Annotated in this window: 14 protein-coding genes; 7 read left to right on the top strand and 7 right to left on the bottom strand. The window is 59.4% G+C overall.

From position 1 onward, the window contains the following. The first annotated feature begins 19 nt into the window (after nucleotides 1-19). The 3 genes from ACLEJW_RS09875 (at nucleotide 20) to ACLEJW_RS09865 (ending at nucleotide 9,768) form a co-directional block, all read left to right on the top strand. Entirely contained in the window at nucleotides 20-4,582 is a 4,563-nt protein-coding gene (locus ACLEJW_RS09875) for a hypothetical protein (RefSeq protein ID WP_440777474.1), read from the top strand. Continuing rightward, nucleotides 4,579-8,967 carry an RHS repeat-associated core domain-containing protein gene (locus ACLEJW_RS09870; protein WP_440777473.1) on the top strand — a complete coding sequence of 1,463 codons (4,389 nt, stop codon included), beginning with the start codon at nucleotides 4,579-4,581 and terminating at the stop codon, nucleotides 8,965-8,967. The genes ACLEJW_RS09875 and ACLEJW_RS09870 overlap by 4 nt, the downstream gene beginning before the upstream one ends. A gap of 267 nt (nucleotides 8,968-9,234) precedes the next feature. Beyond that, a complete protein-coding gene (locus tag ACLEJW_RS09865; RefSeq protein ID WP_313295278.1) occupies nucleotides 9,235-9,768 on the top strand; it encodes a GNAT family N-acetyltransferase in 534 nt (177 codons plus the stop codon). A gap of 23 nt (nucleotides 9,769-9,791) precedes the next feature. On the opposite strand, the gene ACLEJW_RS09860 is transcribed toward ACLEJW_RS09865, so the two are convergent. Beyond that, nucleotides 9,792-10,670, bottom strand: a complete 879-nt coding sequence (locus ACLEJW_RS09860; protein WP_440777507.1) for a DMT family transporter — start codon at nucleotides 10,668-10,670, stop codon at nucleotides 9,792-9,794. Between the two features lie 316 nt (nucleotides 10,671-10,986). On the opposite strand from ACLEJW_RS09860, the gene ACLEJW_RS09855 reads away from it, so the two are divergent. Then, a complete protein-coding gene (locus tag ACLEJW_RS09855; RefSeq protein ID WP_313295280.1) occupies nucleotides 10,987-11,301 on the top strand; it encodes a hypothetical protein in 315 nt (104 codons plus the stop codon). A gap of 45 nt (nucleotides 11,302-11,346) precedes the next feature. Here the strand turns inward: ACLEJW_RS09855 and ACLEJW_RS09850 are convergent, their stop codons facing one another. After that, nucleotides 11,347-11,559 carry a PLD nuclease N-terminal domain-containing protein gene (locus ACLEJW_RS09850; protein WP_145182950.1) on the bottom strand — a complete coding sequence of 71 codons (213 nt, stop codon included), beginning with the start codon at nucleotides 11,557-11,559 and terminating at the stop codon, nucleotides 11,347-11,349. A 244-nt stretch (nucleotides 11,560-11,803) separates the two neighbouring features. Here ACLEJW_RS09850 and ACLEJW_RS09845 point away from each other — a divergent pair, with 244 nt between their 5' ends. Then, entirely contained in the window at nucleotides 11,804-12,811 is a 1,008-nt protein-coding gene (locus ACLEJW_RS09845) for a GlxA family transcriptional regulator (protein WP_440777472.1), read from the top strand. 3 nt (nucleotides 12,812-12,814) lie between these two features. Here the strand turns inward: ACLEJW_RS09845 and ACLEJW_RS09840 are convergent, their stop codons facing one another. Then, complete coding sequence (locus ACLEJW_RS09840) at nucleotides 12,815-13,486, bottom strand: TetR/AcrR family transcriptional regulator (RefSeq protein ID WP_145182944.1); 672 nt, start codon at nucleotides 13,484-13,486, stop codon at nucleotides 12,815-12,817. A 180-nt stretch (nucleotides 13,487-13,666) separates the two neighbouring features. Here ACLEJW_RS09840 and ACLEJW_RS09835 point away from each other — a divergent pair, with 180 nt between their 5' ends. Beyond that, nucleotides 13,667-13,915, top strand: a complete 249-nt coding sequence (locus ACLEJW_RS09835; protein ID WP_145182941.1) for a CsbD family protein — start codon at nucleotides 13,667-13,669, stop codon at nucleotides 13,913-13,915. Nucleotides 13,916-14,023: 108 nt separating this feature from the next. On the opposite strand, the gene quiC is transcribed toward ACLEJW_RS09835, so the two are convergent. After that, nucleotides 14,024-15,931: a 3-dehydroshikimate dehydratase QuiC gene (gene quiC / locus ACLEJW_RS09830; protein ID WP_313456647.1), complete on the bottom strand. Its 1,908-nt coding sequence runs from the start codon at nucleotides 15,929-15,931 to the stop codon at nucleotides 14,024-14,026. A gap of 478 nt (nucleotides 15,932-16,409) precedes the next feature. Here quiC and ACLEJW_RS09825 point away from each other — a divergent pair, with 478 nt between their 5' ends. Further along, nucleotides 16,410-17,783: an MFS transporter gene (locus ACLEJW_RS09825; protein ID WP_313295292.1), complete on the top strand. Its 1,374-nt coding sequence runs from the start codon at nucleotides 16,410-16,412 to the stop codon at nucleotides 17,781-17,783. Between the two features lie 55 nt (nucleotides 17,784-17,838). Here ACLEJW_RS09825 and ACLEJW_RS09820 read toward each other — a convergent pair whose 3' ends face one another. The 3 genes from ACLEJW_RS09820 to ACLEJW_RS09810 all read right to left on the bottom strand — a co-directional run bounded on the left by ACLEJW_RS09820 (nucleotide 17,839) and on the right by ACLEJW_RS09810 (nucleotide 21,064). Then, nucleotides 17,839-19,248: a DOPA decarboxylase gene (locus ACLEJW_RS09820; RefSeq protein WP_313295295.1), complete on the bottom strand. Its 1,410-nt coding sequence runs from the start codon at nucleotides 19,246-19,248 to the stop codon at nucleotides 17,839-17,841. A 96-nt stretch (nucleotides 19,249-19,344) separates the two neighbouring features. Then, the gene (locus ACLEJW_RS09815) at nucleotides 19,345-20,289 is read right to left on the bottom strand and encodes a LysR family transcriptional regulator (protein ID WP_313456643.1); all 945 of its coding nucleotides are present in this window, start codon (nucleotides 20,287-20,289) and stop codon (nucleotides 19,345-19,347) included. Nucleotides 20,290-20,353: 64 nt separating this feature from the next. Next, nucleotides 20,354-21,064 carry a YebC/PmpR family DNA-binding transcriptional regulator gene (locus tag ACLEJW_RS09810; RefSeq protein WP_145182928.1) on the bottom strand — a complete coding sequence of 237 codons (711 nt, stop codon included), beginning with the start codon at nucleotides 21,062-21,064 and terminating at the stop codon, nucleotides 20,354-20,356. Between the last annotated feature and the right edge of the window lie 67 nt (nucleotides 21,065-21,131).

The following is a 21,131-nucleotide window of genomic DNA, read 5'->3' as shown; positions in this document are numbered from 1 at the left end:
CCTTACTAAGGAGTGAAGCATGGGCCGGTTTTCCGATATGACCAAAGTGGGTTATAACAAAAAAATAATTGAAAACGCGCACCTCAAGAAAGGTGACCGTGTGAGGCTCGATGAGTCCAACAGATCGGCGTGGTTCATCAGCGCCGATGACGCCGGCATCACTGTAGACTATGAAGACAAAGACGGAAAATATCCTGTACGGCGTCTATATGACGACTTCAACACGAGGGGGATACAGGGAGGACATTCAGGCATATTGACTGGTATCGACGGCATCCCGGCAGAGGTAATCAGTGTCTACAGCACCAACCCATCCCTTTACTGCAACTATAATGATACTTACGACCACTTACTCAATAAACTCATTAACGCGGGCATCAAGAAACGAGCGCTTACAGATCTGCTAGAGCTCGCGGCCCCTCATACTGTAGTCCTGCTTGAACTCGCTCAACCGATGGAACTTCCAGAGGCCGAGCAGTGGCCGAGTTCAGGACTTCATGAGGGTGGGCTCGATGATTCCATTCTGCCAGATTTCATGAAAGCCTATGGCCTACTGGCCTTTATAAAAGACATTTCGTTCACGACCGACCTAAGTGAAATTACGCTAGCCTCTGACCCGTTGCTAACTTCACTGCATGAAAAGCTCGCCTCAGAATACGACTTAATCAGCTACTTCCCCACTCCTACCGAAGAAATAGTAATACCCACCAACACAATAGTCACCCTCTATTCACTGGCCGGCCTGGAAGGCGTTGCGCCAGTAATGGCAAAATCAGTTGCCGCAGAGCGTGCGCTCCGAGCGCCGCTAGAGGACGAGGCCTCCAAGCCGACAGGCGCAGAAGACGAAGTCATAGAGTTGCCCTTTGCGCCCCTGCAATGGGGGCAGTCCTTCGACCGCTTCGTTGATGATCTCCTACCCGATATGACGGGATTCGAACCCGCCACTCTAGGGGCAGGTAGACACCTCTGGAACAGTCCGGGCTTTTTGTTGGCCGATCGAGATCTCCAAGTGGGCGAGTGTGTGAAGGCCTGGGCTGTAGATACACGTAATGGGTGCGTGCTCAAGTGCGTTCACTTCACAGCGGATAAAGGCAACCTCGCCAAGGAGGCATGGCCGACGGCGTTACTTTCAGCGATCAACCTTGCGCCTGTGGATGCGAAAGGTAACAAATGGTTAGATGCGGGTTATTTGACAGAGGTCGGTAATCTGGATATTACCAAAGTCGGGCTGCGCACAGCCGGCTTGCTGAAGAAGACCCCTGCAGATAAACGTAGCCTTGATCGGCTCTGGCACTACGCAGATGGTTGTAGATTAATCACTAACGCCCCATTCCAAGCCAACCAGGTAATAGCAGGCCATCTGCCCGACCTACCCCCGGCTCAGGGCGATATTGTCTCGGTGCAGGTGCGAGACAGAACGACACTGCGCCTGTATGAAACTCACCTGTATAAGCCCGGCGTTGTGAAAGGCGCCAATGCAAGCGATTGGCCCAAGGGGCTTTGCGAAGTGATTAACGGTCGGCACCTGGCGGTCACCAGTGCGTATGGGATGCTCCGTGCAGGAGCGCTGGGCTCGGATAGGGTCACTATCGAAGCGGCAGCCAGTGGCAATGCCCTGTGGATTCCACAGAACTCCAACCTATCGGTCGAGATTGACGCCCTGGCTTGGAGAAAGCACCACTCAGTGAGTGCATTCACGCCGCGTGCAGGCGAGGTTATCAAATTCTATTATTTCGACCAATACAGCAGTACTCAGTTGCCAGGCTCCCCCTTCTGCTACACCGTCCCACAGTCCGACCGCAGCGCTGAACAATGCCTCAGTTCAATTGCCGCAGCTCTCAAGGCATCAGACTTGGGCGATTATCTGCGCCTAGGGGATAGCCATTCGCCAGACGACAGACCCAGTTCAATCCTTGACTGGCATCTCTGGGTCATGCCACTCCCTGCGCGAGTCATGGTGCAGGGCCTGCCCGGGCTAGCCGAGCATTATGAGCCGGCGCTGGAAACGCCGGAGGGAGAATCACTGACGCTCGAGCAACTGTACAACGGTTACAAGGAAGGCTTGAGTTTGATGTTGAGAGAGCGCTGGAACGGGCAGGTGGTTAACAGCTGGACTTTCCAGCCGGACACGGAGCAGGTCGATGATCTTGGACTTTGGGTCCAGGGCTTGGCTGCGACATTTGACGAGCCATTGGCATTGTGGGGTATAGCCGACACGCTTTCACCACAGCCAGAAAGAGAGTCGCACCGCTTATCAGCGCATACCCTCTGGCTTCCTCAGGGGCTGCAAAGCGTCATCACCGCCGAAAGGGCTAGTTTAGCACCTACCCCGAGCATTAACGCGATCCCCGATCTCCATCCTGAATTCACTTATTTACGTGACTATCTGATGTGGGAGGAAGCTGAAAAATACGCTCAGCTCAAACCTGAAGAAAACGCGTATGTGACCAACTATCATAAATACTTTTCGGCAATCATCGCTCTGGGCGAAGCGCCTCTGACTCCACGCGACCGGAAAGAAGTCAAAAATCGCCCCCATTCTGAGTTCACCCGCCAGCTGATTGAACGCCCTAACTTTGGATTTTACATCCCCTCTGCCAATGTACCTGCATTGGTCGCCTCCAGACTGTCGCAGCTTGATGCGTGCTATCCGCAAAAGGACATATGGCAGCTGCGCATGACGTCATGCCCTCCCCATTACACTAGCGCTTTGCACGCTGATCCTGGCCACTGGACAGAGTGCATCTCAAGTAACGAGCATCAGTTAGTCCTCGCTTTTTCGGAAACCAACGCTGACGCCCCGCTCAGCGCAGTCTCCAGCGAGTACCTTCACCTGCAGCTGACCCCCAGCGTTATCGAAAAAGGTGTTCGCTTCATTTCTTATACGTCAGATTTCGCACCTGACCTGCCACCCGATTGTCGTACTGCACTCGGCGGTTTCCGGTTGTACATTCCTACTTCATGCGATCTTGAAGCAGATGAAGTGTTGTGCAGCGCTAGCCGAGTAAGCCGTGCGGGAATAACCCCTCCCCGCCGTTGCCTCTCGCTCGAAGGCGTTCGATACCCGCAAACAGCTTTTAAAATACACCCTCCCTTCTGTGGACGTACTTTTACGCCGAAGGACTCGCTGTGTGCGGATTATGCCAATACAGTGGGTTCTGCAGTCTATGACGTCAGCGGCGCGAGCGAAAACGGTGTCGATCCAAAGACCGGTCTGTTTCACGCCCACTATCCCATCGGGATAATTTGTGGGCTGTCGGGCAAGGGGCCGCAGATCGATCTTACCCTTCACTACTCCGCCACGCGCGCCAATGAAAGTGCCTTGGGTGACGGTTGGGCATTGCGCTTCAGTGCTTATGACAATCGTCTGCACAGATTGACGTTGCACACTGGTCAGACCATCACACTCACTGCTGACCACATTCAGTCGGCAAAAGGCGCAAAGCGCCTGGCCATCAGTGGGGTCACGCTCACGGGTGCAACTGGTAATTACGCATCATTGACGGGCTTGAAAGTGATCCTTCCCTCTGGGCGCATGGAAACTTTGGCCAAACCCAGTCCTCACGACGGCCAGGAAGCGAGTGAGGATTACAAGCACGCATTCATTCGTAAACTGCAAAAAATCAAGGAGAACTTGCAACAGTGGCTCAAGGAATCAGGACTGACAACGGAGCAAACTACCAATTTCAACGATAAAATTACAGACATCGAAAAGCTTGAGAAGGAGATGAACCGCAAAGCGCTCATGCTGGTACCCACAAGCATCACCTCACCGCAAGGTGGCACGCTTACACTGGCCTGGGAAAGTAAAAAAGGCCATGTTCGACTGAACACGATCGCGGATGGCGATATCCAGCTGCTTACGGCAAACCATGAAACGCCGAAAGCAACGGGGACCTATTCCAGCTCCTTTACGGTTTGGCCGGGCACTGACGAGCAATACACCGTAACCCTCAAAATTGAGGACTGCCTGCTGACGCAACTCCAACGTCAAGGAAAAAACGAAGCCAACCCGGTGCAAACGGTGGTGTTTGGCTACGAAGGTGAGCCGGTCCTCGACCGCGTGCTGTGCTCAGTGGCCGAAGAAGATGGCTCTCTGGAATATGTGAGTTATGCACCAATGTGGAAACATTGGGATACCAGCACCACGCTCATCCCTCTTTCCCGGGTGCTGCGCCATACCTTGTTGCCAGGCGCAGGGCAGCAGCCCATCACTCATATTTGGGAGTGGGAAGGTAAAAACAGCGGGTTTGGCATGAGCGAAGGCGATAGCTTCACCGCCACCCGTAGCCTGGAGACCGGCAGCCGTCTCCTTGGTCCCTCTACGCGTCGGACATGGCAGCTCAAAAATGGCCTATTGGTGGAAACGAAGGTCGTTGTAACGACGCCTGGCTTGAGTCGTGAAACTACAGAGATGACGTACCCAGACGCGATCGCAAGCCCTGACGCAACCGTGATTTATCGCCTGGCGACTCAGCCTATATGCACGACAGTGACAACCGAAGATCTGCGCTCCAGCACCATCAATCCCGCCGCTCAGGGCGATACTACCGACGACTCCGTTGTGGAGAGCCAATCATGAACACAGGCCTGGAAGCAACCGCCACTCCGATGACTCAACCTGCTTGCGGACGGGTGACAGAAACGACCCACTTCACCTACGACGCCAACTTCGGGCTGCTGACAAAAACCGTCACTGAGGATGGGTACACCACCCACCTTTGCTATTACGGAACGCAGGCAAGCGCCGAAAAACCTGATCGCAGTGATCAAGTTCCGAAGACCGCTCATTTGTTGAAAGGGCTCAAAGTTGAACAGGACCAAGCAGCCGCATCCGCCCAGGTGTTGTCATGTCCAGAGCTCCCGGACGCCAGTTCACCTCCGTTGCTGGCGCAGTGCAGCTATCTAGTGTTCCCAGATGGTAGCCGCTCGGAAATGAGTATTTTACTGTTCGGCTATGCCGATGCCCATAAGGACAGTTTGGGGATTCTGACTCCCGACACGATCCTGAGCTTGGAGGGGGTCACGGTCGACACCTCCAACACACCGTGGACCCTCGCTAAAGCTGAAGGCCGCGATGGGCTTCTAGTCAGCTTGCAGCAGGTGAGTAACTCAGAGAGCGGTGGGCTGAGCGAAACCGTGACGACTTCCACCCGTTGGTATAAAAACAACGAAGCTCGCCAAACTCACATTCTGAAGGAAACGACGACTGCAGATGCAACCTGCGGCACGCTGTCGAGCAAGAGCGAATCCCCCTTCGAATGGCGTGGACTGAAGCTGACGGCGACTGTGGCTCACCATGTACGCTCCGCGCACAGCGGTCTTGTGATGCGTGAAACGACGCAAGACGAGTTGGGCCGGCCCAGCGGCATGGTGTATCACACCTACGATGCCCGTAACCGGCTATTGAGCAGCACAGCCTACGACTGGGACGAAGGTTGCTTTACCTCTGGGCGTGCCGATGGCGCTGCGCTCGCGAAGACCACCCATACGCTGGCCGATTCGGTAAATGGTACCTACGTGACCTCTGTGGGCCCGGATGGCCGTACTACGCGCACGTTGATCGATGGGCTTCAACGTCCGGTACGCCGAGAAATGCAACGCCAGCCCGGACCCAACGACTTAGCCGGAGATTATGTCTGTCTTGAAGAAATAGCATACGGTGCGAATGGCGAAATGCAATCCTGCTGTACTTATGACTATCACCCAGGCGGCCTGTGCGTGCGTAACGACGGTGCCAGTTTGCCATCTCACCTGCGAGATTGGTTCTGGCAGAGCGAGTTGCAGCAGACCCTGGTCGAGGAAGATGGGTCGCAAGGTCTGAGCACGGCGCTGACAACTGGCACTGTGCTGAAGGGGCCTTTGCACTGCCAAGTTGAAACACAAAAAAATCATCGCGACGGCCGCATTACGCTCGAACTGCACCACCAGCATTGGAACAAAATGCACAAGCGAATGGATGACCAGCCGCTGCATACCGAGCAACGTATCAATGCTCGCGGCCAATGCGTTCTCATTACAGAATCCTTGGGAAACATCAAAAGAGAATGGAAACACGACTACGACGAATTGGGGCGCCGTACTCAGACCACAGCGCCAAATGGAGCACTAGTGAAATGGGCTTTCGAAGGGTTGAGCAATACCCCCGTGCGGGTCAGCATCAAATCAGCAACTGATCACGAGGTGCAACTGGGCCAACAAGAACTGCGTGGCCCCGGCAATGCAGGTGATCGGGTGTTGTCCAGAACCGTAGGTACCGAGAAGTCATCGCGGGTATTCAACTTTTATGACAGTGGCTACCAGCGGCCGGATGGTGCTAAGGTTTGGAGTGAAAGTAGCACTGACGGTAATACCGTGACGTGGTACAGCGAGGCAAAGGAAAGGCGTGGCGCGAAAACTAAAATCGCTTCCTTTAGCTACAACGCAATCACCCAGTCCATGCAGTCAGAGCGAACAGCCACTAAAGCAAACCTGCAAAGCCGTATCAGCGCTGAAAGCCTAGCGCCGCGGTTGCTTGGGCAACTGAGTATAGTGCAATCAATCCGCGGCTTACGACAGCACGCACGGGTACTGCACTCGCTACGTAATAACGCCACTGTTCTTGAGTCGTCTAACGGCGCCATTAGTCGCGCCTGGACGGATGCGCAAAATCGCCGTATACGGGTACGCCGCGGGCAGTTTGAGTATCGCTACCGCTATGCCGCTCAGGGCGAAATTGAGCACATGAACATCAATGACCGAAGCAGCGGTCGCAACATGGCTATTTCATATGATTACGACAGTCTTGGCCGAGAATCCCAGCGCACATACTTCCTCGACGGTGAGGTCAAGAGCCGTTATGAACAGCGCTGGTCCTCGACGGGCCAATTGTTAAGCAAGGCGTGGTACCGCAATGGTGACAATTCGGCAACTCGTACCGAAACCTATGAGTACGAGGCCGATCGCAATGAGCTCAAGCACTGGACCGTCGTCGCAAGCGAAGGCTTCGAGATCAGGGACGCAAACAATCAAGCCATCAGAGAACAAACCTACACCTATGATGTGCTTGGTAACGTTTCGACGTGCACAACGCTTCACCTTGACGGCGCGAAAGAAACGCGAGTCTACGCGTATACCAATCCATCGCAACCGACCGAGCGTACTCAAGTCACTGTCACACGCACACCTCAAGGTGGAAAAGCTGGGCAGCCAACTATTCTCAAACTAGTCAGCGATGAGAACGGTAGCCTCACCCGAGATGCGTTGGGGCAAGTGATCACTTATACCCCAGAGGGCAAAGTGCTTGCCGTCAGCATGAGTGCTAATGAGCAGGCTATTACGCACTATGAATACGACCAACTTGGCAGACTGGCCACGCAATGGGATGAGCGCAAGCAGCAACGACGAGTGCTGCAATACCATGGCGCTCTCCTGTGTGGTGAGGTCTGGCTCGACGCGAACAACAAGCCGCAACGCCAGCGTGTGCTCGACGAGGAAGTTGGTCTAATCGTGCAGTGCCGGAACATTGCCGCGGACAGACCAAGTACGCAAACATTTTTTGTGCTCGCAGATCCGCAAAACGGCGGTGGAGAAGAGTATTCGCTCAACCGTAAAAGCGAGTGGGAAAGCCGGTCAGTTGGCTTTACTCCTTGGGGCGAGGCTCCACTGGAAAACCTCAATGCACTGAACAGCGGTCTTGGCTATAACGGTCAGCGAGTCGATCCGGTCACGGGAAGCTATCATCTCGGCAACGGCCACCGCGTCTACGACCCTCGCCATCAGGCCTTCTTTCAAGGGGACGGTCTGAGTCCGTTTGATAATGGCGGGTTGAATGACCGCGCTTATTGCGCAGGCCGCGACCCCGTTAACTGGCACGATCCGAGCGGGCGCATCATGATCAGCCGCCGCGAAGAGTCAGTCAGTCTGGCGTCTCTAGATGAGATGATTCGCGACACCAAGCCACCGCATCATGAGCCTGCTGCATGGTGGGAATGGGTGCTACTGGTTTACGGCACTTTGCTGATCGTCGGATTATCCGTTATGACCGGTGGTGCAGCAGGCGCACTGATGCTGGGCTTCGGCCTTTTAGGGTTCGGACTGGGAGCGGCGGCCCTGGCCACGCAGCGCGATAACCCAGCGCTCTCTGAAAAACTAGGCTGGGCGAGCCTGGCCGTTGATCTTATCGACATGTCCGGCAAAGGCCTTGTCAAGGCAGGCAGGGCACTGTTAAGTGCCGGAAGAAAGGCGGTCAAAGGCATTCGATCAATCCGTGAAATGAGAAAACTGCGAAACTTATCGAAGGCATTTGGCTCCCCTATTAAGAATGTGGTAGAGCGAGGACATGCGACATTACCTGGCGGGGCATACCCACTGCTGTCCCTCCATGGTGAAAATTTCACGCTTCACTCCGTACAGAACTCGAAAGGGTTGTTCATCAATGGCCATGGCATACGCGTCGATGGACTCAAACGAGGAGGACCCGCAGGAGTAGATGTGCCAGAATACTTTGGCACCACAGTCGCCCCCGAAGTTCACTTCTATACGCGCGAGGGGCTTAAGGCAATGATGCTGGGAAAAAGCTATGACAGCGTCCTGATGGGCGTGAGCAAGCCGTCAGAGCGGATTTATTCTAGTGTGGTTCCCAACTACATTATTTCCGAGCTAAGCGCTGCCGAGGTGGCCACTGAGTTGCCCGCGCTCGCAGGAAAACCAACAGATCTTTTTCACGCAGCGATTGCAAGAATCGCAAATTCCTACAGCTTCGACTACCTGCAAGTTCACGGAGCGGCATCATTCGACTCAATCTTGAACATATTGGAATTGAACGGCCATCGTTACAACACGGTCAATGGAATGTTCTGCCGCGGCACAGCGTCATTGATCGCCCCGCCAAATACGCCGAAAATGTTGTATGACATGAAACTCGCAGCGATCTACTCGGCAAACGATATCGTTAATTATACAAAAGGCGTTAGGCAAGTTCCGTAGTCAATACTCATTACCGAAAGTGCCCGGGTGTATACCGGGCGCTTTTTTCTTATAGCATTATTTAAAGAGTACCTCTCTTGAGGCTCTGCTTGCGAAAGCCGCTACCTATAGGCATGTCAACAGCCAGCGAGGCCATCGCGGCATAAACTTTTACGCGCTTGTCGAAGCGCGTACGATTCAGCAGTTCTCCTTAGCGTGCCAAGCAGGCCCATCCAAGCGGCATAGGTATTATGCTTACATCCCGATCAGCCGTCAGGAAGGCCCGCAATGCCCTACCCCACCCTGCCCCGTACCCTATCGACCGCCCGCACGATGCTGGTGCGTCCAGCCGTCGCATTCGCCCAGCAGTTGCAGCAGGCGCTGCTCGACAGCTATGACCTGCACCAACCGTTTCTCGCCTGGGCCAAGCCGAACTGGAGCTTGGCTGAAGTGGTCGACAGCCTGCAGCTGAGCGCCGAAGAATTTCTTCAGCCAGACAAGGAAAAACGCTTCTTCGTCCTGGCCCCTGGCAGCGGCGAGGTAATCGGCTGCATCGGCCTGCGGCCCGGCCAAGGTGAATACGAGGTTGGCTACTGGGCCAGCCAGGCCAGCACAGGCCAGGGGCTGATGCGCGAAGCACTGACTTGCCTGCTGGACGCGGTCGAGGCGCCGGTGTGGCTGACTACCGACATCGACAACCTGGCCAGCCAGCGCCTGGCCGAACGCGCCGGTTTCCACCGCGCCGGCAGCAAGCTGACCGAGCTCGACCCGAGCACGCCGCGCCCGCTCTATCGGCGCTTGCCGGTTGCACCCGCTGCCTGAAACGGCGGCGCTGCAAGCATCGCTCAGCGCTCGCGCTGCATCCAGGCCGCCCCGAGGCCGCTCAAGCAGATGATGGCAATGCCCAAAAGACTGGCGCTGTCCGGTACCTGACGGTAGATCAACAAGCCCAGCAGCCCGGCGAAGACGATCTGGCAGTAGCTGAACGGCGCCAGCAGCGCGGGCGCAGCGTGGCGAAAGGCCTGGGTCAGCAACAAGTGTGCGCTCATGCCAAAGCCGCCCAGGGCCAGCATCAGCAAGGCATGCTCCCAGCGCGGCACCTCCCAGAAAAACGGCACCAGCGCACTCATCACCACGGTATTGCACAACCCCGCGTAGAAGTTGCTGGTGGTGGGACTGTCGTAGGCGGAAAGAATGCGCGTGAGCAGTTGGTAGAAGCAAAAACCCAATGCCGAGCCGAAAGGCAAGAGAATGGCCGGGGTGAACATCGCCCCGCCTGGGTGCACCACCACCACCACGCCGATGAATCCAAGCACCACCGCCAGCCACTGCCCCGGCGTCACCCGTTCCTTGAGCAGCGGCGCCGACAGTGCGGTGACCAGCACCGGTGCAAGAAAGTTGACCGCGGTAGCCTCGGCCAGTGGCAGGTATTGCAGGCCTGTGGTGAACAACAGGCTGGTGCTCAGCAGGCTCAGGGCGCGCAGGGTTTGCAACAGCGGGCGGCGTGTGCGCAGTACGTTCAGGCCGGATTGAGGTAGGAAAATCCCGGCCATCAGCAGGGTATGCACGACGTACCGCGCCCATACCACCATGACGATCGGGTACAACCCACCGAGGAATTTCGACAGCGCATCGTGGCTGGCGAACAGAAACGTCGCCACCACCACCAGGGCGATGCCACGCAGGGGTTGGTTGACTCCGGACAGCGGGGTACTGGAACTCATGGCGGTCTCGACGGCGGCGCGGCTCATTGCTGCGCCAGGGGAAGGTGCGACAGCACCGATTCTAAAAGAGATACGACGACTTGAGGAAGTTCATTCGTACCGGCGTGCACCGCAGGCAAGCCAATGCGTGCGCTAATCGACCACTTTCAATTGAGCGCTGGCGCTGTGCCCCGCTTCATTGAGTCAGAAACTTCCCACGACCTACAGCGACACTAGACATCACGTGTGTAGGCAGTAGCCGCTTGGCTGTTTACATTCAGTGCCCCGGCATGGAGGCCAGTACAGCCAACACAGGCACCTGATAAGAGGAACGACCATGGCACTGTATTCATTTCAGCTCGCCTACACCGTAAGCCCTTGCAGCGACAGCGACGAGGACGCCGCACGCGATGCGCGGCGCCGCTTGCGCAGCGTCGAGTGGGAAACCATCAAACACATCGAGACCACTCTGCTCGGCGAGCTGGAGCTGAATCGAAGCACCCTGGCCGGCAGGATCACCCAGGCGCAGGAACTGGTCAGCGAACGGATCAAGGATGAACTGCGCGATCTGAAGGTGCTGTCGCGAATCAGGTTTCGCGGCAGCCTGATGGTCGATGGCCTGGGCTCGGCCATCGCGTTCAGCCTGTCCTGAGACTGTACGGGCGTATCGAGTGCCGCGCACCTGATACGCCTGGGCTCACTTTTCTTCCAGCACTGCCCGCCCCTTGGCCGCCCGTGGCCCGCGTACGGCCCAGGCCAGCAAGCCCACGATCGGTACCCAGACCACGAACACGATCCATAACATCTTGCGCTCGGCGCGGCGTTCGCTGCCGATGATGTGCCAGATGGCCCAGATCTCCAGCAGGATGATCAAGGCCGCGACAATGATCCAGATCGTTCCGATTTCCATGTGCATTCTCCCAATGGCATGTACCGCTTTGGCCGCCGCCGGCCGCAGTGGTTCCTTTGAGTTTAGCCAACAAGCCGAGCGGTAAAGGGTTTGTTGTTCGGGCGAGGTCTAGGGACGGATAGTCGGCCATGCGGCCGGCCACTTGCCCGGTTACGACATCGGGCACGACACGCCTCTGGCAGAGATTGTCTTTACCTCACGCTGCCCCCACACTCTGCTGGCACGCCAGGAAACGGAGTCCAGAGTGGCCATTCCACGTCAGTTCAGCAAGAAAACCAGTACCAGCAACATGCTGCGGCTCAAGGCCAGTAGCGACAATCCGGCTGCGCCCTATCGAGTGGATTTCATTCTGCTCGAGCACTTTTCCATGGCCAGCTTCACCGTCGCCCTGGACGTGCTGGTCACCGCCAATTTGCTGCGCGCCGACAGCTTTCACTTCACGCCGCTGGCGCTCAGCGGCGACCGCGTGACCAGCGACCTTGGCCTGGAGCTGGTGGCCACCGAACTGTGCGCCGAGGAGCTCAAGGGCCTGGACTTGCTGATCGTCTGCGGCGGCTTGCGCACCGCATTGAAATACCCCGAGCTCGATCGCCTGCTCGCTGACTGCGCCGCCCAGGGCATGGCCCTGGGCGGCCTGTGGAACGGCGCCTGGTTCCTCGGCCGCGCCGGCGTGCTCGACGACTATGGGTGCAGCATTCACCCCGAGCAGCGCGCCAGCCTGTCCGAACGCAGCCCACAGACGCGTATTACCCCATCGAGTTTCACCCTCGACCGCGACCGCCTCAGTGCAGCCAGCCCCAACGGTGCCATGGAGTTGATGCTGGGCCTGGTACGGCGCCTGTATGGCGATGGCCTGGCCGAGGGCGTGGAGGAAATCCTGTCGTTCTCAGGCGCGCGCTACCGCCAGGTAGGCCCGGGAGCGAAAAAGTCCATGAGCCTGCACCTGCGCACCATCGTCGAGCTGATGGAGAACAACCTCGAAGAAACCCTGAGCCTGGATCAGCTGGCCGCCTACAGCGGCCGCTCGCGACGGCAGATCGACCGCTTGTTCCAGGCCCAGCTTGGCACCTCGCCACGGCGCTACTACATGGAGCTGCGCATCACCAAGAGCCGTCGCCTGCTGCAGTACTCAGACCTGTCGGTGATGGAAGTGGCGGTGGCTTGCGGCTTCGTCTCGGTGTCGCACTTCAGCAAATGCTACGCCGCCTATTTCGGCTACCCACCCTCGCGCGAACAGCGCCTGGGCGAATGAGCCCTAGGCGCGGATGTAGCTCATCACCACCTCGCAGATCATCTGCCGATGGCGCGCCTTGACCTGCTCGGCGGCCAGGTCGATCTGGAAGATGTCGCCGAAGGTATGGCGGTTGGAGACCCGATAGAAGCAGAACGAACTCATCAGCATGTGCAGGTCGATGACTTCGATGCCAGGACGGAACACTCCTTCCTCCACGCCCCGGGCCAGGGTGCTGCCCAGCGCTTGCAGGACCAGGCTGCTCATCTCGCGGATCACCGGTGACTTCTTGACGAATTCACCGTAGTGAATGTTCTCGGTGCAGACCATGCGCACGAAATCGACGTTGCGATCGTGGTGATCGAAGGTGAATTCGGCCAGCCGGCGAATGGCCTGCTCGGCCGGCAGCGACTCCAGGTCCAGGCTCTGCTCGGTCTTGCGGATGTCGCCGTACAGCTTGACCAGGCACTCGACATAGAGCTGTTCCTTGCTGCCGAAGTAGTAATAGATCATGCGCTTGGACGTCGCCGTGCGCTCGGCAATGGCGTCCACGCGCGCGCCGGCCAAGCCCTGCTGGACGAATTCGTTGATCGCCGCCTGCAGGATGTCTTCGCGGGTTTTCTCGGGGTTGTTCTTGCGCGGTTGGCGCGTAGCCGAGGGTTCAGGCGGGCTGAGGGGGGCTACGGGGTTGGTCATGGGGGCTCACGGAGTATTTTTGGAATTAGCGGGCGATTATCCGTGACTGCGCCTGCGCAGGGAAGCGTTGCCCATGGCGCAGCGACACTTCAGGAAAAGCGTGCGAAGGGTTTTGAACTATCGCCACAAGCCTGCGCCCTAACCTTGTGCCCATTAGCTTTTAACGGAAGGTAAAGCCCTATGAAGCGTGAACAGATCGAAGGCGTAGCAGACAAGTTGACTGGCAAGGCACAAAGCGTTGCCGGTGAATGGCTGGGCGACCCGGCCTTGGAAGCGGAAGGCGACGCCCGTCAGGCCTCGGGCCAGGTCACCAAAGCCTACGGCGATGCATTGGATAACGTCTCGACGTTCGTGCGCGAAAAGCCGCTGACTGCACTGGCAGTGGCAGCGGGCCTGGCGCTGGTCGTCAGCCGCTTGCTGCGTCGCTGATCGACGCATGAGGTTGCGCGGCAGCACTGACCTCATCAAGGTCGCTGCCGCGACACCGCCCATCCCTGCGGCTGGCTAAACAGATGCCGCTACTTCACCCCTGCAGTTTCACAACACCGGTTTGCGCACCGCGCCGCTGCGCCGCTTGGCCATCGCCGCCAGGCGTACGGCGACATTCGCCGCACCATAGCCGGCGTAGCCACCCTTGCGTTGAATGATCTCGAAGAAGAAACGTTCTTCGAAGGGCTCGGTGTAAACGTGGAACAGTTCGCCGCCCTGGGCATCGCGGTCGTACAACACGTTGTAGTAAGCAAGCTCGCTCAAGAACTCGTCGGTGAAGTCGAAACGCGCCGCCAGGTCGTCATAGTAGTTCAGCGGGATCTCCAGCAATGGCACCCCTGACTCCTTGGCTCGCGCCACTTCACTGAAAATGTCCGCGCAATCGAACGCGATGTGGTGCACGCCCGAGCCACGGTAGCTGGACAAGGCGTGGGCAATGGCCGTGTTGCGGTTCTCGGAAATGTTCAACGGCAGACGCAGGCTGCCGCAGTGGCTGCGCAGGGCACGACTTTTGACCAGGCCATAGGGATCAGGCAGTACCACTTCATCGTCGGCAGCGAAGTCGAACAGGCTCTTGTAGAACAGCACCCAGCTGTCCAGCGCCTCGGCCGGCAATGCCAGAGCCATATGGTCGATACGCTGCAGCCCGCCGCTGGCCATGGCGGCTGCGTCGAGGCGGAAGTCGGTGTCGTACAACGACGGCCCCTGCTTGCCCTGTTCGACCAGGTAGATCAAGCTGCCGTCGGGTGCGCGCACCGCTGGCACTTCACACTCGTTAGGGCCAACCAGGCCGCGAAACGGCTGACCGCGAAAGTCCGTGGCGCGCTGCAGCGCGGCCTGCTCGTCCTTGACCCGCAAGGCAGTGGCGCACAGCGACGGGCCGTGGGCTTCGAAGAAGTTATGGCCGAACGAATAGGGCTCGGCGTTGAGCACGATGTTGATATCGTTCTGACGCAGCAGGCGCACATCCTTGCTGCGGTGCTTGCCGGCCTCGGCGAAGCCCAAGCGCTTGAGCCAGCCGCCAAGGCGCGCGCCGACTGCCTCATCGACGGCAAACTCGAGAAACTCCACCCCTTCGTAGGCACTGGCGGCCGGTGGGCTGAACAGTACCCCCGGCTCGAGGCTGGTGCCCTGCTGGGCCAGGCGCAGGCGCGTCTGTTCTTCGAGGTACAGCAAGGAGCGCAGACCATCGGCAGCATTCTGCCGTGGCGGCGCGGCACGGAAGCCATCGTTGAAGATTTCCAGCGACAGCGGGCCGCGATAGCCGGTGCTCAGGATCGGCGCGAGAAAGCCGGCCAGGTCCATCTCACCTTGGCCAGGGAAACAGCGGAAATGCCGGCTCCACTCCAGCACGTCCATGTTCAGGATCGGCGCATCGGCCATCTGCACGAAGAAGATCTTGTCGCCAGGAATGTCAGCGATGGCAGTCGGGTCGCCCTTGAGCGACAGGGTATGGAAGCTGTCGAGGATCACCCCCAACGACGGGTGGTCGGCCTGGCGTACCAGGTTCCACACCTGCTGATAGGTGTTCACATGGCGGCCCCAGGCCAGGCCTTCATAGCCAATGCGCAGGCCACGCTTGCCGGCGTGTTCGGCAAGCAGGCGCAAGTCGTCCACCAGCATCTGCTCCTCGCCCAGGGCGTCGGCCTGCACGTTGCTGCACACCAGCACCAGGTCGGTGCCCAACTCCTGCATCAGGTCGAACTTGCGCTCGGCCCGGTCGAGGTTCTTCTGCAAGCGCTCGCGCCGGCAGCCTTCGAAATCGCGAAAGGGCTGGAACAGGGAAATGGCGATGCCCAGGTCGGCACAGATCTGCCGCACTTCACGCGGACTGCCGGCGTAGTACAGCAGGTCGTTCTCGAAGATTTCGACGCCGTCGAAACCGGCGGCGGCGATGGCCTCGAGCTTCTCCGGCAGAGTGCCGCTCAAGGACACGGTGGCTATCGAACGCTGCATGGTAGGTTCCTTGTTATTGGACGGACGACAGGGCAAGACCCCACAGGGTTTATGGCACTGTCGATTATTCGCAGGTAAAGTCACCCGGGCAATCTGTTTGTACGAAATGGTTAGTTTTTCGTTCGATTACCGCACACAAGCGAATTCAGCGAATTGCGTCACTGCAGGCCCTGGGCAAACATGAGTCCGGACGTAGTCGCCGAGCCACCCTGCTCTGCCGCCTGGGAAGCTCGCTGTAACCTGCGCCACCATGCCTGACGTCACGCCCTGATAAATTCAATAAACCGGGTACCGACCTATGTACATCGACTTCGCCTTGCGATCTGCAGTTGCTCGTTCGTCTCTGTTGTGCAGGCACCCCCTGCGCGCACTTGCGCTTTAAACCCACGCCCTACTCCCGACAAGCGATCGCACCTCGCTTGGCCGCCAGCGCGCGACGCCAGCAGTGCGACGACCTACAAGAACAACGGAGACCACGATGGCTCACTCAAGCTCCCAAGCCAAGAAAGCGACCGCCAGCGGATGGATCGGCTCGGCCCTGGAATACTACGATTTCTTCATCTATGCCCAGGCTGCGGCGTTGATCTTCCCGCAGATATTCTTCCCCAACAGTGACCCAAAAATGGCCATCATCGCTTCGCTGGCCACTTACGGCGTGGGCTACCTGGCCCGCCCCATTGGCGCCTTCGTGCTGGGCCACTGGGGCGATACCCGTGGTCGCAAGCATGTGCTGTTGCTGTGCATGTTCCTGATGGGCCTGTCGACCATGGCGGTGGGCCTGCTGCCGACCTACCACGACATTGGCCTGTTGGCGCCGGCATTGCTGGTGGTGTTGCGACTGATCCAGGGCTTCGCCGTGGCCGGTGAGATTTCCGGTGCCAGTTCGATGATCATGGAGCACGCCCCGTTTGGGCGTCGTGGCTATTACGCAAGCTTCACCCTGCAAGGTGTGCAGGCTGGGCAAGTGCTGGCGGCTGCGGTGTTCTTGCCGCTGGCTTACTTCATGCCGAGCGAGGCGTTCAACGACTGGGGCTGGCGCATCCCATTTCTGATGAGCGCGGTGGTCCTGATCGCAGGCTTCATCATTCGCCGGGAAGTGCACGAGACTCCAGCGTTCGTCAATGAAGAGAAACACGCCAAGGTCGCCAGATCGCCGATCAGCGAGGCCTTCCGGCACAGCTGGAAACACATGGTGCTGGTGATGTTCATGGCGTTGATGAACGTGATACCAGTGGTCGCCACCATCTTCGGCGCCGCCTACGCCGTGCAGCCGGCCTATGGCATCGGCTTCGACAAGAGCGTGTACCTGTGGATTCCGGTGGTGGGCAATATCGTCGCGGTACTGGTGATCCCCTTCGTGGGCAACCTGTCGGACAAGATCGGCCGCCGCCCGACGATGATCGCGGGCTGCCTGGGTTCAGGCTTGCTGGCCTTCGTCTACCTGTACGCGATCAGCCTGCACAATGTGCCGTTGGCGTTTGCCGCGTCGATCATCATGTGGGGCATGGTCTACCAGGGCTACAACGCCGTCTTCCCAAGCTTCTACCCGGAGCTGTTCCAGACCCGCTACCGTGTCTCGGCGATGGCCATCGCACAGAACATCGGCACCATGCTCACCGCCATGCTGCCAGCACTGTTCGCCCTGGTCGCGCCCCCAGGTTCGCAGAACATCCCGCTGGTGGTAGGCGCGCTGGCGTTCTTCATCACCTGCGTCTGCGCGCTGGCGGCGTACATCGCACCGGAAACCCACCGCCTGGCGATGGAGGACCTGGGCAATCCGCAAGCCAGGCCGATGGAGAAAGAGGCGTTCGAGGCCAGCCGCAAGGGCAGCTTTCAGGCGATAAGCTCATAACTGCAGGTGCAGGGCCGGGCGACGGCCCTGCCGGCAGCACGCCAAGTGGCCGTGGCTACGCCACCACCGCCTGCAGCTGGCGCCAGAGGTTCTCCACGTGCACGCGTTCGGTCGGCAGCGCCCCTACCGATACCCGCACCATCCATTGCCCTTGTAGTGTCGCAGGCGTCACATAGGCGGCACCGGAGGCGTTCAGGCGCTCGGCCCAGGCCCGGGTGTGGGCATCCAGTGCCTCGCCCTCTAGGCCCTCAGGGCAATGCCGGATGCACAGGGTCTGCAACTGCACCGGTGCCAGGATGTGCCACTGCGCCGCTGCGCCGATCTGCTCGGCCAGCCAGCGTGCATTGTCGAGGTCGCGGCGCAAGCGATGCTGCAATGCCTCGACCCCTTCGCTGCGCAGCATGAACCACAGCTTCAAGGCGCGGAAACGCCGCCCCAGTGGAATGCCCCAGTCGCGCAGATTCTTCACCTCACCATCGACCGCCGATTGCAGATAGCTGGGGTTGGTGCTCATCACCCGAATCAGGTGCTGCGCATCGCGCACATAGTAGAGCGAGCAATCGAACGCTACGCCCAGCCACTTGTGGGCGTTGACCACCACCGAGTCGGCCAGCTCGATGCCATCCCACATCCAGCGGCACTCGGGCAGAATCATCGCCGAACCTGCCATGGCCGAGTCCACATGCAGCCACAGCCCGTGGGCTTGGGCAATCTCCCCGATGGGCCGCAGCGGATCGAGCGCGGTGGTGGTGGTGGTGCCGGTGGTTGCGACCACCGCGCAGGGCTGGTTGCCCGCAGCCAGGTCCTGCTCGATGGCCGCCTGCAGCGCCTGCGGGCACATGGCATAGGCGGCGTCGGTGGCGATCAGGCGGATGTTGCTGCGCCCGAAGCCGGCCAGCAGCGCCGCTTTGTCGACCGAGCTGTGGGCGTGCGCACTGACGTAGACGATCAGGGCTTTGGCTTCGGCCTGCAGGCCACCCCGCACCAGGCCATAGTCCGTGGCCCGCTCACGGGCACTGATCAGTGCCACCAAGGTGCTGGTCGAGGCGGTGTCCTGGATCACTCCGCTCCATTGCGCGGACAGCCCGAGCAGCTGGCGCAGCCAGTCGAGCGTGGCTTCCTCGAGCTCGCTGAGCGCCGGGCTCGATTGCCACGACAGCCCCAGCACGCCCAGGCCGGTGCTGAGGAAATCGCCAAGCACCGAAGACAGTGTTCCGTTGGAGGGAAAATAGCCGTAGAAGTCCGGGTGCTGCCAATGGGAAAGGCCGGGCATGATCAGCGTGTCGACATCCGCCAGAATCGCCTCGAACGGCTCGCCTTGCGAAGGCGCAGTTGCCGGCAGTTGCGCCTTGAGGTAACCGGGTGCGACCTGGGCCATGACCGGTCGCGCAGCGACCGATTCACGGTAGTCGGCGATCAGGTCGATCAATTGGTGGCCATGGCGGCGAAACTGTTCTGGGGTCACGGGCGGGTCTCCTGCGCGGGTGGCTGTTGAAAGATTCAAGAGCCGTCAGTCTAGGCGCTCGCCCGGACGCGAATAAGCCCGCCTGGCGCATAGCTGCTATGGCAGATCCGCAACCCCGCCGTGCACCCCGAACTGCGACTGGCGCCACAGTGCATACACCCGCTCACGCAACCATCGGTGCTCGGCCGAAGCATGCAGGCGCTGGTGCCAGACCACCCAGTAGCGCTGGGTGTGCTCGATGAACGCCAACGGACGCCAGGCCAGACCGTGCAAACGGCACAGTTGGCGAGCGATGTGCTCGGGGACCGTAGCAATCGCTTGGCTGCGACCCAGCACCTGCACGGTCGCGCTGAAGAACGGCACCTCCAGGCAGACCCGCCGCTGCAAGCCCTGGGCGCGCAAGTGGCGGTCGATGAAGCTGTCCTTGTCCCCGCCGCCGGAGATGCGCACATGCTTGCAGCCCAGGTAATCGGCCTGGGTGAGCGCTGCCAGTGGGGTAAGTGGATGATCGTGGCGCATCAGGCACACGGCGCGGTCTTCACCGAGCAGGCGGCCGTGCAGGTTGGCGGGCGACTCCTCGAACAGCGTGGTGGCCAGGTCGATCTCACCACTGGCCAGCGAGGCGTACTGCCCGGCCTGCCAACTCCGATAGTCGATCGACACCCCCGGTGCCTCGCGCTCCAGCGCCGTCACCAGCAACGGCAGCATGTGCTCGGCCACATAGTCCGAAGCCGCCAGGCAGAACCGTCGCTCGCAGCGTGCCGGATCGAAGGCCGCCGGTTGGCGCAGGGCCTGGAGCTCCTCGAGCACCTGGCGCAGCGGCTCGACCAGCGCTTGGGCGTATTCGCTCAATACGTAGCCACGACCCTGGCGCACCAGCAGTGGGTCGTCGAAGGCTTGACGCAGGTGCGCCAGTTGCCGGCTCAGCGCCGACTGGCCGACATCCAGGCGGACGGCAGCATGGCTGAGGTTCTTCAATTGCAGGAGAACGTCGAGGGTGCGCAGGTGGGCAAGGCTGAGGGAGGCGAAAGCCGGGTTCATGCAGGCACCTTGGGTTGATCGAGCGCACCCTGAAAACGGGCCGCCAAGCGGCCCGATCGGTGTCTTAGGCGGTCAGGCCGACGTAGACGTTCTGTACGTCGTCGTTCTCGTCGATCGCTTCGAGGAAGGCTTCGACTTCGGCCAACGCCTCGGCGCTGAGGCTGGCTGCACTCACCGGGTTCTTCGGCGTGTAGCCGATTTTTGCCGAGGTGACGGTGAAGCCGTGTTCAGGCAGCGCCTTCTGCACGGCGTCAAGGTCGGTGATGTCGGTGATGAACAAGGTCGAGCCTTCTTCCTCACCCTCTTCGAAATCCTGGGCGCCGGCTTCGATGGCGGCCATTTCGGGGTCGGCATCGCCCTCGGGCATGGCCTCGATCAGGCCCACGTGATTGAAGTCCCAGGTGACCGAGCCGCTGGCACCGAGCTGACCCTTGCGGAACAGCACGCGAATCTGTGCCACGGTGCGATTGACGTTGTCGGTCAGGCACTCGACGATCAACGGCACCTGGTGCGGGGCAAAACCTTCATAGCTCACGGCATGGTATTGCACGGCATCGCCGTCCAGGCCAGCGCCTTTCTTGATGGCGCGTTCCAGGGTCTCACGGGTCATGGAGGCTTTCTTGGCCTGGACGATGGCCAGGCGCAAGCGCGGGTTCATGTCAGGATCGGCACCGGATTTGGCGGCGATCTGAATTTCCTTGGCCAGCTTGCCCATGATCTTGCCCTTGGCATTGGCAGCTGTTTCTCTATGTTTGGCTTTCCACTGTGCGCCCATGTCGACTCTCTTTGTTTCAGCGGCCGGTTCCGGAAACGACCGGCCAAAAGTGGGTGCAGTTTATACG

It is taken from the genome of Pseudomonas sp. SMSB3 (genome assembly GCF_052041965.1).
Classification (GTDB): domain Bacteria; phylum Pseudomonadota; class Gammaproteobacteria; order Pseudomonadales; family Pseudomonadaceae; genus Aquipseudomonas.
This window is presented reverse-complemented; position numbering and strand designations above follow the sequence as displayed.